This is a genomic window from Sorangiineae bacterium MSr12523 (genome assembly GCA_037157775.1).
GTDB lineage: Bacteria > Myxococcota_A > Polyangia > Polyangiales > Polyangiaceae > Pendulispora > Pendulispora brunnea.
Map to the genome: position 1 here is coordinate 12,680,524 of CP089982.1, position 12,359 is coordinate 12,692,882.

8 protein-coding genes are annotated in these 12,359 nt (G+C 61.3%); 5 read left to right on the plus strand and 3 right to left on the minus strand.

Annotation, left to right across the window (positions count from 1 at the left end; translation table 11 throughout):
* The first annotated feature begins 6 nt into the window (after positions 1-6).
* The 3 genes from LZC95_50405 to LZC95_50415 are packed head-to-tail and all read left to right on the plus strand — an operon-like array spanning position 7 to position 3,025.
* Positions 7-1,266, plus strand: coding sequence for a hypothetical protein (locus tag LZC95_50405; GenBank protein WXA94619.1), 1,260 nt, complete (start codon positions 7-9; stop codon positions 1,264-1,266).
* A gap of 19 nt (positions 1,267-1,285) precedes the next feature.
* Positions 1,286-2,359: a PAAR domain-containing protein gene (locus tag LZC95_50410; protein WXA94620.1), complete on the plus strand. Its 1,074-nt coding sequence runs from the start codon at positions 1,286-1,288 to the stop codon at positions 2,357-2,359.
* 54 nt (positions 2,360-2,413) lie between these two features.
* Positions 2,414-3,025 (plus strand): SMI1/KNR4 family protein, encoded by a 612-nt coding sequence (locus tag LZC95_50415; GenBank protein ID WXA94621.1) that lies wholly within the window; start codon positions 2,414-2,416, stop codon positions 3,023-3,025.
* 39 nt (positions 3,026-3,064) lie between these two features.
* Here LZC95_50415 and LZC95_50420 read toward each other — a convergent pair whose 3' ends face one another.
* Positions 3,065-6,670 (minus strand): DUF6531 domain-containing protein, encoded by a 3,606-nt coding sequence (locus LZC95_50420; GenBank protein WXA94622.1) that lies wholly within the window; start codon positions 6,668-6,670, stop codon positions 3,065-3,067.
* A 702-nt stretch (positions 6,671-7,372) separates the two neighbouring features.
* On the opposite strand from LZC95_50420, the gene LZC95_50425 reads away from it, so the two are divergent.
* On the plus strand, positions 7,373-7,837 hold the full coding sequence (locus LZC95_50425; GenBank protein WXA94623.1) for a hypothetical protein: 465 nt from the start codon (positions 7,373-7,375) through the stop codon (positions 7,835-7,837).
* Positions 7,838-7,918: 81 nt separating this feature from the next.
* Here the strand turns inward: LZC95_50425 and LZC95_50430 are convergent, their stop codons facing one another.
* Positions 7,919-8,275, minus strand: coding sequence for a hypothetical protein (locus tag LZC95_50430; GenBank protein ID WXA94624.1), 357 nt, complete (start codon positions 8,273-8,275; stop codon positions 7,919-7,921).
* A 586-nt stretch (positions 8,276-8,861) separates the two neighbouring features.
* On the opposite strand from LZC95_50430, the gene LZC95_50435 reads away from it, so the two are divergent.
* Positions 8,862-9,431, plus strand: coding sequence for a hypothetical protein (locus tag LZC95_50435; GenBank protein WXA94625.1), 570 nt, complete (start codon positions 8,862-8,864; stop codon positions 9,429-9,431).
* A 459-nt stretch (positions 9,432-9,890) separates the two neighbouring features.
* Here LZC95_50435 and LZC95_50440 read toward each other — a convergent pair whose 3' ends face one another.
* Complete coding sequence (locus LZC95_50440) at positions 9,891-12,158, minus strand: hypothetical protein (GenBank protein WXA94626.1); 2,268 nt, start codon at positions 12,156-12,158, stop codon at positions 9,891-9,893.
* Positions 12,159-12,359: the final 201 nt, after the last annotated feature.

Genomic DNA, 12,359 nt, shown 5'->3' on the forward strand with positions numbered 1-12,359 from the left:
CCGCCCATGGTCCAGCCTGTCGAAGAACTGAACCACGTCCTGAGCTCGTTCGTGGAGCAAACTGATTCCTTCACCCTCTTGCTCACGACGCGCGACGAAGAAATCCCGCTGGTGGTGCGCGGGCTCGATTCGCTGGACGGCGAGTCACCCTCCGACGTCTTCTTCACGGATGTTACGGCTCTCGAGAACACGCGCCAATACGCTGATCAAGTCGTTCGAAACGCGTGGACCCAATCCGAAGAAGCCAACGCGGAGCGCAAAAGCCGAGGAGCGCCTCCGCTCGACCCGATCCCCGCCACGTGCTGGGCGCCGGACCTCGCGCCCGCCCAAAGACTGGCAGCACTCATTCGCCACATGGCCTCGTGGTTGCCGAAGGACGGGGATCATCGGTTGCTCGTGAGCCTTCTGCCCGGCGACATTCGCGATCGGGACGGCCACGCCCAGCTGCTCGGCGCCCTGATTCCTTTCGGCGGCTACGAAGAGTGGATGAAGCGCGTGCGGCTCATCGTGCGCGACGACGGAGCCGCCCCCTTCGCCCACGCCGCGCTCCAAAAGTCGGGGGTCAAAGGAGTTCTGCTCTACACCACGAACGTCACCGTCGGCGCGATTGCCGACGCGACGGCCCGCGAAGCCGAGAACCGAGAACTGCCACCTGTCCACCGAATCAATGCGCTTCTGCAGTGCGCGACGTTCGACGTGGGGCTCGGTCGTTACGAGGCGGCGCTCCAGAAGTACGGGACGCTTTATACGTATTACGACAAGTTCCAAGTTCACGAGATGCGGGCGCTCGTCGTCCAAGGCGTCGGCGACGTCATGAGCCGCATCGGGCGGTTACCTGCTGCACGCGAGAAATATTTGCAGGCACTCGATATTGCGAGCAATGCGAAGTCCGTGATGATGATCCTTCATTTGTGCATCGCGATCGGTGATCTTGACATGCGGATGCAAGCCTACGCCGAGGCAGCACGCAGCTACGGGCTCGGGGCGCAGGCAGCCGACAAGACGGGCAACGCCTTCGCGCGCGCGGACCTTCTCGAAAAATGCGGCGAGGCGCACGCTGCGTGTGGAGACATGCAAGGGGCCACGCAGGCCTGGACAGCTTCCGCCAATGCGGCTCGGGATTTCGCATATGATGCGAGGCTCTACTCGGTGTTGCAACGTCTGCGCGATCTTTCGTCGCGAGCCGGGTACCACGAATTGGCCAGCGACTATGAACGCGAGCTCGTGGCTGTCCATCAACGTCTTTCTGGGGGTGACGGGCCATGAGACAAACCGGAGAGTGGTTATGAGCCAAGGCGGAGATGGGCAGGGGCAGGCCGCGTGGACCGCGCCGCCGCCTCTTATGCAAAAAGAGTCCGGCAATGCGATCACGAACGCGGTGGCGGACGTGGTCGATCAGACCGCGCAGCCTTTCCAGAACTTGTCAAATCCCAACATGAGCACCTTCGACAAAGCCCAGGGGGTCGTTGGCGCGGTCATGGGGCTCGCGCAAGCCCCCACCCAATTCCTGGACAATGCCTTCGCGCGCTTGACGGACCCGATTGCTAAGGTCTTGCCCTCCTTCCCCGCCGCCACCATGGGAATGCCGGTATTGGGAATACCGCATACGCATACGCATCCTCCGGCGATGCCTGTCCCGCTTCCCGCCATCGGCGTGATCATGACCTCGTGCCCAACCGTCTTGATCAACGGCATGCCCGCGGCCAGGTCGGGCGACTATGGCTTGGGGCCCACGTGCGGCTCGGTCGCCCCGATTTTCGAGGTTTTCACCGGCTCGTCGAAGGTCTTCATTGGGGGGTCCAGGGCAGCCCGTATGCTCGACCTGACGCGCCAATGCATGCCGGGCGCACCGCCCGCCGGGAAGGCGGCGGCCGCGATGTCAAAGATGCAAAAGGCCGCCAGCGTCGCGGGGAAGATCGCGGGCGGCGTCGGCGTTTTGATGCAGGCCACAGGGTTGGGAAGTGCGATCGCCGGGGCCGTCAGCGCGGACGGAGCCGCACAGGACGCCGCCATGGACGCCGAGGAAGCGAGCGCCGAGCAGGCCGCGGAGGCGGCAGGTGCGGCAGCCTCCGCCGCCGCCGAAGCCGCAGGTGCCGCGCTCGCGGCAGCAATGATGGGCGCCGACATCGCGATGGGGGCGGTGCAGATGGCGATGGGGGCGCTCATGGGTAAAGACCCGGGCGCGCCGCCTTGCCTCGGCGCGATCATGTTCGGAATGCCCAACGTCCTGATCGGCGGTTTTCCCATGCCCTCCTGGAGCGACGTCGCGAAGGGCTTGAAAAAGCTCGGTGCCGCTCTGAAACGAGGCCGGCGAGGCGGTGCCGCGAAGGGGAAGCTGTTCTGTTTCCGCTGCATGTGATCCGCGCCCTCGAGACGTAGAGGCTCGGTTCGCATTCGGTGCTATGAATGGCGCATGGCCGACCTACAGAAATTGTTCGCGGAACTCGACCGGGTTTGGGCGGAGAAGCGGCCCGACGTCGCCAAGGCGCTCCGACCTGGTGCAACGGCTGCCAAGCTGCAGAAGTTCAAGAAGGCCTTCGATGCACCGGAGGACGTCCTCGCTCTCTACAAGTGGCACGACGGTGCGAAAGACGAGCACTTGCCGATCGAGAATCTGTTCGGTTGGTGCTCACTGGATGTAGCCACGTCGGAGAAGAAGCGCCTGGATGGCCTCGAGGATGATGGGACTTTCGGCGATTGGCCTTCTGGAGTTTGGTGGAATCCAGGCTGGATTCCCATCTTCCAGTTCAACCTCGAGGACCACATCTGCGTTGATGTCCCGGGAGTTCTAAAAAAGGGCGATGGCGCCGTGTTCATCCGGCGCAACGCGGACGACCGCCGCACGGTGCTCGCGCCTTCTCTTGCGGGGTTCCTCGAGGTGCACCTCGAAATCACGAAAGCGGGTCCCACTAAGGGGGACGAGGACGCCTGGCTCGATCATTTCGATAGCGAAAAGGTGAAAGCTATTCGCGAGAAGGTCGGACGCGGGTTTCCCGCAACGGTCACCGCGACGAAAAAGAAATAGCAGCCTGGTGGCGCTGCCTGGCGAGGGTGGCGCCTGACTCTAATCTCGAACCACGCGAACACGATGGTACGTCTGTCCCGGAGGCACACCGCCAACCTGGCCGCCGACGCTGCCGTTCACGCTCGAATCGAGCGCCATGACGCGCCCACCGGATGATGGGCCGCCGGCGCAGGCATCCGGTACGTGCCCGACCACCTTGCCCTCGAATCGTGCGGGTTGGTCGCGCCGATAATTTCGTTTCATGCGATTCGACGCCGCCGTCTCCTCGGCCGTCTCGCGACGCGTTGTCATGCTGCCGCCAGCATCCTGAATCGCGCGATTCCAGGCACGAACGAAACGCCGTAGCTGACGTGACTCGCGGCTGCCGGGGGGGAACTTGTCTTTGATCTCCCAGACGTTTTCGTTGCCTTCGCAGACAATGGCGAGTCCAAGCGGATCGTCCCAGAGCACTGGACTTGGTACACCCGCGTACTCGTTCAACCCGCCACGCAATCCAATGGGGTCTGGACTCAGATAACGCGCGGATTCCGGATCGTAGTATCGGAATACGTTGTAATGGAGCCCCGTCTCCGCGTCGAACCATTGGCCATACGCGGGCTGGCGAGCCGCGCCACCATCGAAACGCTCGCCCCAAATGCCTTTTCGAACGACGTGATGGAGTTTGCCGTCCGCGCCAACTACCTCCTCGGGTACTCCCCTCAAGCCGGGTAGAAGGTATTCAACGGCGCCGCTGTCCTTCAGTACCGGGCACAGGCTTCCTGGCACGTAGGCCCACGCCGCCGTCAATGTCGGCGTGTCAGATGGTGACCATTCCAATTCGTAGAGAATTCGATATTGATCCCAGATGAAGCGATGTTCCGTGCCGTTCGGCCGAATCTTCGCAACTCGGCGCCCAAGGCCGTCGTACCGATATCGCCACACATCGCCGTTGGGGAGTGTGGCCGAAATCATGTGGCCTTTCGTGTTCCACGCGAAACGGGTTACAGCAACGCCCCCCGGAGTCTGCACGGCCTTCGCCACGGTGCGCCCCGCCTCGTCGTACTCGTACTCGACCGTGCGACCGATGGATGAAGCTTGCCGGATGCGATTCGCATCGAAAGTCGCTGCCTCGACGGAAGCACCGCTACGCGCGGCGGCTTCCGCGAAGGATCGTTCATCCTTCGGAATGCTCGCCAGCAGGTCTCGCCCTCGCGCGGCCTGCGCGCGCCGGGTCCGGTTGCCCGAAGCATCAAACAAATATGTTTCGCCCGACGCGTCCGCGCGAAGGAGGCCGACGAGTTGATCGCTTCCATCGTGGAAGAAGATCTGCTCACCGTGCAGTGAGTCACGTAAGATCTTCGCGGCGCCAGATACATCGTACTGAATTTCCCGCTGAATGCCGTGCGTTGCACCGGGCTCCTTCGTGAGCGCTTGCTTCAGGATGCGGTGACACGGATCGTACGTCTGCTCGTAGATGCCGGCACCGGGTAGTTTGCGTCGAATCTCGCGCCCGAGCGCATCCCGCTCGATGCCGATGCGAACCTGCGCGCGCTCGAGTCCAATACACTCCCCATTGGGATCGAACGAGAATCGGGTGGCTTCGTTGAACCGGGGAACGGCCAGACTCGTGTTGTTGCCGAATGCGTCGAACGTGCGTTCCACGACGACGCCATCCTGAATCTCCTGAACGCAGTTTCCGACGATGTCGTACTTGAATTCGGTGACGCACCCCGGGTCCGTGGCACCTGCGTTCGGAACAACGGCGAGCCGTGCCACGTTGCCTGCCCGATCGTATGTGAACTCGGTTAGCCCATCGCGTGAACGCCGACGAATCGGCCGATCCATCGCATCGTATTCCCAGTGGACGACGTCCCCGGCGGCGTCCACGGTTTCCCGCATGAGACCTTGATGCCACCGATGAAGGATCGTGCGCCGATCGAAGGTCCGCCGGCGGATGACGTGCCCGTCGGCGTCGTAGTCCATTCGATAGACGTTGCCGGATGGATCCGTGACGGCGATGAGTCGACCGGGCTCCGTGTCCCACTGGTAATGCGTGTGGCGCCCCTCTTCATCGACGACTTCGGTGGGCAAGCCGCACACCGAGTAATGAATGATGGTGCGCCGCCCGTCGGGCCGCTCATAAGCCTCTTCACGACGGCCAACGGTGACGTGCCGCTGCCACGTTCGGCCATCCGGGTCCTCGATCCGAACAAGCTCCGCGCGCGCGTCATAAAAGTACTTTGTGGTGTGGCCAAGGGGGTCCGTCCACGTCAGGAGCTGCCCGAGTACATTGAAGGTGCCCTGCCAAATGCGCCCGTGCCAATCCGACTCCGTCACTCGGTTTCGGTAAATATCGAACGTCCATGCTTTCTCGTAACCGAGCGGGTTGCGAACTCGATCGCATTCACCAAAAGGTGTCCACGTGTAATGCCACTCCGATCCATCTGGCTCGATCTCGCGAACAATATTGTGGTCGGCGTCGTAATCGAAGTGGGTTGTTGCGCCCCCCTCATCGGTATACGAGATCAGCCGATGCTCGTTGTCGTAGGTGTAGGTGCGTTTTCCTTCGTCCGGCAAAAGAATCGCGATGGTCCGCCCGGCCTCGTCATAAACGTGGGTTACGACGCCTCCCGATGCTCGGCGGGTGACGGTAGGTCGGCCCTCGTCGTCGAACTCGAAACGCTGAACGGACTTGAGCGGCGACGTCTCGGAAAGAACCTGGCCTGCGTCGTTGTACCAATATTGCGTCGTGTCGCCGTGGCTGTCGGCGACCCATGTCGTGTGCGCGTGTTCGTCGTATCGAAGGTGTCGTTCTTGGTAACGACCCGCGCCCGAGACGTAGATGCAGCGACCTTTCGAATCATAACGAATGACGTAGTTGGCACCCGATCGTGCGGAGACATCGACCATTCGAAAAGCATCGTCGTACTCGTATCGCTCGAGGATGCCGTCTTCGTCGTGAACCTCTTTCAGCACTCCCTGGTGATCGTAAAAATAGCGGGCGATAGGTCGCTCCGAACCATCGGGAAGGACCAAGATCGCTTGGGCGACGCGTTCGCGCTCCCAGTCCAGTCGAAGAAGGCGCTGCTCCCCGGCTTGGAATAGACCAGTTACGAATCCATTCGCGTCATATCTAAGTTCAATCCGGGCGTCATCGGTTCGCTCAACGCGCTCGAGAAAGAAGCGGGACGCGCCCTGCGACCACACGAACACGTGCGAAAGCGACTCGCGTTGCATGCCGTACCGCACGAGCCGAACCCGGTACGCATCGAGTCGAACGAGCTCCATGCTCTGGTGCGGTGCCGTAAGCCGGCCGGTCGCCGCAAAACTTCGGGCGGGATCTTTAGAATCCGTGAAAACAAACTCGGCGCCCTCGCCGTTCGTGACCACATAGCCATCGAGCGTCTGTCGCAACCGCCAGTCCCAACTCGCATGCCAGCCGGGTCCGAACGGCTGCATTTCATACTCGCGGGCTGCAGTTAGATAGGGCGCTTCCTTCTCCAAAAGGGCGGTCGAATAGAACCGTGAGAGCGCGAGCGGAACGGTGCCATCTCGTTCGAAGTCGAGATGGTCCCCAAAGAATGCGCCGCTCGCGACGTCGACGGGGTGGCCGACGGCTACCCGCCCGCGACGGCTCTCTTGCTCTTTCGGAGGTGTCGGAATCACGACGCGGCAGTCCGATCGATAGACGAAACACGCGCTCGTGACTAGGGAATGCTATCGATGCGCCCCCCAACGCTCGCGGAAGGCGCTCGGTGAAGAGTCCAGTGACGGCCGGGGCCCACCTGGTTTCTCCGCTCGGTCGCGCGGCTTCACTTCGAAGGCCTGCGGGCCGATTCGCAAGGCACCTTTCCTCCGACGAAGTTGAACTGTCCTCAGACTTCCGTCAGCGAAGTGAATGACGAGTCCCAACTTGGGAATTCCCGGCGCGACTGACGAGTGGTGCTCTGACGGTCCGCGCGGAACAGGTGGTGGCGGATCCAAGGCCGCGGCTTGTCCGAAGCTCCCCGCGCCCCCAGAAGGAGCTCCCCGCGCGCCAACGCGAATAGGTTCGTCGGCGTGCCCGGTTCAGCCCCCCACAGGCTTCGACCTTGTTGTCAATATGACGACCCGAACAACGATAGGACGCAACGCTCCGGTTCAGTTAGACGAAAGGTAAGTATGGGCGCCATCATACCAGCATCCATCACCGTCGGCGCGAAGCCGCTGTATCGAGATGATCAAGCCGCGCTTCTCGGCTGGCTTACTGAAGCTTTGTTACCCACGCTTCCACGACTCTCGAGGCCGCTGGTCTTCGCGACCTGGCGCGTGGCTCCCGGCGAAGATTTTCCTAAGTGCCCTCCGACGCACGAAGGGACCGAGCGAGGTGTGATCGTTCGGGCCGGTTCGTCGCGCACGGCCGACTACCTGCTCCTTCTCGAGAAAGGCGCGTGGGCACGCCCGCGCCCCGTCATCGTTCCCTCCGACGGCAGCAAGGTGCTGACCTACGACATCGAGCCGCTGGAACCCGAGGAAGTCATCGACGGTGGTTGGCAACTCGATCGCGTTGTCGACGCGGCTGTCGAGGCGTTTACCCTGACCGACGGGGACTGCGAGAGCGACGACATCGGGGATGTTCTCCACGGCGCGCGCGCCGAGGGACTCGTCGTGCTCCTAAGCGTCGCTAGGCTTCCGGGCGTCGTTGCCCTCCGGCGCAGAACCGAAGAGTCCCGGCTTCGCTTTCTCATATCGCTGGGGTTGTCGCGCTCGAACCTGCGAGGAAGAGGACGACATGCCGGATCTTTTCTCGAGGCTTCGGCGGCATACGCAGCGCTCGATCCTGCCAACGATTGACCGCCAGCGAACTCTGACGAGCAAGTCCCGCACGAAAGCTGAATCCTGCGAAATCGCTCTTCGTTTCGATGCTTTTGCAATTCACTCTGGACCGCCGCTATCCGGTAGGCTTGCACGACCAGCTACAGACGTCGCCAATGCACATTCGACTTTGGCCCACAGTCGCACGATCTCGGCCTCGTACACGACATCATCACCGAAGTGCCCTGCCGGCTCGAAGGGGCTATGGGGATACAGCGGGTGCGCAACGACCTGCTGCACGTCGTGGTATGCGGCGTTGCGCGCACCACCGTCTTCCACGCTCGGGTACTGGATGAAAATCTGCTGCAGGGCAGTGTCCGCGTTCGAAAGTGCGCGGAAGAAATTCTCGCGCTGCTCGCCCGCGGCCGGAACGCGTGCGGCAAGGTCGCGAAAAAGACGCTGGATCACTTCGTTCATTGTTCTTTCCTCACGCCCATGACGTTTCCCCGTGCGAGCAGGGCGTACGCGCAACGGGTGCGAGCGCCGTCAGGCGCTCGTTGGCGGTTCCCACAGCGAGCACCGTGCCGTCCCGTGCACCTCGACTTTTTCCGAGATCTTCGCGCTCTGGTGAGTGGCCGGGACAGATTCGAGGTGTCCCAGGACAGGGGAGGGCCGGCGATGAGCAACCTCGGATGTGCTCCCGTGCCATTGGTTCGAAGACCTGAAGCGATACACGTATGGTCAAGCGAAGAACAACCTCACCTCCCACATTGAACATCGGCCGGTTAGATCGCGGACCTGACTTTTCAACCGACGAGGTCCCTCCCGGTCTTCGTCGTCCGGCTCGCGGAGCTGGTGGAGCGCGCAACCCGCGGGAGGCATGCGGGCGATGCCACGCGGAGCTCCGAGAGCCGTGGGCGTTCGACGAGACGCCATTTCGCAGGGCCAACCCTGATTCATCACTCCGCGCAATCCTTTGAATTGCCGGGGTGGGCGGTCGTCAAAAACGTTCCTTTCATCGTGCGATGCACATCGCTTACTGTCGGGTGGAGGCGTCCTTACTATGAAGATCGATGGTTTGGTCGATGAGATCGCAGAACGAATCGCCGAGCGCGTGGTTGCACGAATCGGGAACACGGCAAAAACCGTCTACACGACGTCGAAGCGCGGACCACATGCGCCCGGAAAGTCGCGTGGTTGGCTGCAACGCCACATCAAGACGATGCCGGGCGCACGCCAAGCTGGGCGTGACTGGGTGATTGATTCCGCGGACTACGACCGCTGGTGTACATCGCGCTACACGAAATCACTCCCACCGGCCCCACGAATAGCGATCAGGTCAGAATCCGTCGGCTCGACGTCCGAGGATGAGCTCCAAAAACTCGCCGATGAATGTCTCGCCGAGGCAGGCTTTCGACCGACCAGGGCATTCGCTACAACAAGTACGGCTACTCAAGCCGAAACGACGATCTCGAAGCGACATGCGCCCTACGAAGCCGCGTTGGCCAACGTTCGAAAGCTTGATACGAAAGTCGATGAGGCAGCGCGCCGTCTAGGCGAGGCCATTGCGCGCCGAAACGAGGCACTTGCCGCGCTCGTCGAGTTGAAGAAGTCGAACATCGGAGCAATGTAGGTCGCCCTCGCCATCGTGAGCGCTCCACCACTACGTGGCCGTCCACCGGTATCAGCCGCCCGAGGTCTTCATCGCCGCGGTCGTACACACCATCAATCTCCACGTGGCCGCCTCGCTCGAGCGCGACCTGTGCGTCAGCTGTGGGCTCAGCGCTCGAGCGGCGGCATAGACTACTAGGACTCCCTCGCCGTAGTCCCGATCTCCTTCGCCCCTGCCTTGCGCGGCCATCTTGGTCTTGGCGGCAAAGGACGTCTCCAAGGTGCCGGCCAGCCGTGTACGCAGGTGTCTATGTGTGCCATGTGCGCACGCGGGAATTGTTCCGCGCGCGGAGGATCTCCTGTCCCCGGTTCGACGACCCGGGCCGCGACCACGTACTGCGAGCCCCTTCACTCGCCGCACGCAACGCCGCGACGCGAAGAGCCGCACCATTGGCCGATCGAACGCGCTCAAGGCTGCGGCCTAGAGGGTAAAGTCCCTCGCTCCTTGATGTCCATCGGCTATCACCGAAAGACTCAAAGTGCCGAGGCTGTGAGCTGCCTGACGACGGCGGAGCTCGTCGTCGGAGTACGAAGGATTAATCCCAACCCAGGTACGGAATTTGGCGCCATCGTGAACGGTGACGGACGGCTCTTCGTGGCTGTGCTCCCAACCGTCGGGATGTTCGAGCTGCAGGCGCGGCAAGTACCCCTTTTCAATGGAGACGCCCCTTTCCCCCGGAGTCCAGCGGGGGTCCGTTACTGAGATTTCCCTTCCTGTGCGATTCTCAAAGCAGATGCGAAACTTGCTCCTAAATCGGACTTCCGGCTGCGAATTACGCTCAAACATGGCATCGTAAACTTGAATTCCGGCCGCCAGCGAGATGACACTCCGTTTGCCAATGGCTCCGTTTATTTTGGCGAGGAACTCCTCTTTCTTTGCTGCCCATCGCGCGCTATTTTGCTGAGAGTTCAGCACTTGTTTGATGCGATCGAAGAGTTCTGAAAGGTCTTCTTTTTGATTAATTGTGCCGAGCTGAACGCCATGAAATACGCCATGTACATCGCGGAACGTGGTGGGGGGAACGACGAAGCCAAAACCGAGTCCTGGCGCATGATCAGGGCGAGCTCTTTCGCGCAGACGTAGCGCACCGCCCTCCGCAAGGCAGAATTGACTCTGGAGGTAAGTACTTGAAAATATCGATATTACGAGCGTCGCCGACGCCAACCTATTCAATATGTGCTGAACGAAATATTCGCTATTTGGGATTTGGCCACGCAATGAGCTTTGAAAAATCTTATCCGGCGGTACGCCGGCGCCGGATGTCAACAGGTCGAAGAAGGGCGAAATGATGTCTTCTTGATCCTTGACAGCGTGACTGATGAAGATAGTGCCATCACCTTGTTGCATGCGCGCGAGCATACCAGCCACTGAGGCTTCGCCGGAAAGCGGAGAAGGATCGCGCCCTAGATTCCGACCGCTTCGGTCGTCGACGACGGTGTTGGTCGCAACCTCGTTGAGAGGCCGGTCCGGCGACCCAACGCAGCGTCGAACATGCTCCGACGCGTCGTAGGAGAGCTCGAGGAGCAGCGCCAAGTCGGGCGGTACCTCCCACCGACCACGCCTAAATCGGCCACCGAGATTCGCTTCCCTGATTACCATGTACACGAAGTCGAGGGCTCCGGGAGATAGTCCCGTCATCGCGCGAAGATCGAGCCAAGAAAAATGCTGGATCGAAGGGTCCCTATCCTGCAATTCACGAAGGACGATAAGGACTTGTTCGATCACCTCAAACGCGTTCGCTCCCCAGCTTGACGCTAGCAGGCCACGAATCGTCAATGCGAACGCAGGTTCCCGACCAGAGCTCTTCCTGAGATAGGAAGGCGAAAGGTGATCTAGGACCTGTGACACGTTAGCGACGCTTTGTCCCGAGAGAACCTTACAAGAGCGCGTGCTGATCTCACTGCGACCAACGGACGCCCCGATGCTCCGGAGCTGTTGCTCGAGCACGACATCGAGAACCGTTCGATCGGTGTCATCGATCCTATCGATAACGTTACGAATCGGCCCTTTTCTGAGGGGCACCCTGATATCCCGCCCTCGTTGCCTCCCCTCAGCAGTCAACGTAGCCACGCGGTGACTGGATCCCATGCTTCCGCCATCATAGGATTCGACGAGCTGCAATTCCTCAAGGCACCGGACATTATCCCACGCAACCTGCGCGGACATATCGCAAGCCTGCGCTACTACGTCGACCGGAACGCGACCGTCATAGTCGTGTTCCTCGTCGCCTAATAGAAGGAGGACCTCTTCCTCGCTAGCCGACAAAGCTCCCGTCGACGTCGCGTCACCGGATCCGGGTTTCGAGTTCTTCGCCGAGGTTGCTGGCGGCGCGAGGTCGTTCGCGAGCGATAATAATTTGCTATTCTCGAATCGATAGCCATCTTCCTCCAAGGATTTGATCAGGCGCTCGCGAATTGCCTTACTCGGGTGGGTCCCTGGAGTCGGGTCACGGTTCAGAATGTCTTCGGCGAGGCGCCGCAACGCGACCTGGTCATTTCGTCGTGAAAGGATGGCTTCTTTGATCGTCCCCGGCGTTCTCGGCATCGAACGCGCCCATTCCAGCCACTCATCTGGATACTCGCGCTCTAACCAGAAGTCTCGCAGGTCGGTTGTTTCGACGAGGCTAAAGTGTTCGAAGTGAGCCTTGTAGTAGTCAGCGAGAGCGGCCGTCGTCTTCCCTCGGATCATCGCTTGAATACTACCGCATCGCGTCGCGCGAGGAACGTCCGCCCTACGTCACGCCGATCAAAGCGTGTTGCCGCCAGCGAGTAGCCGCGGACCGCGAATGACGCGCCGAGCCCCAGCACCCGAGCCCACGTGCACTTGGCCGTAGAGGACGCCGGACGTCTCCGCCACGACGAACGAGCCGGAAAAGCTTAAGGTGAGGGC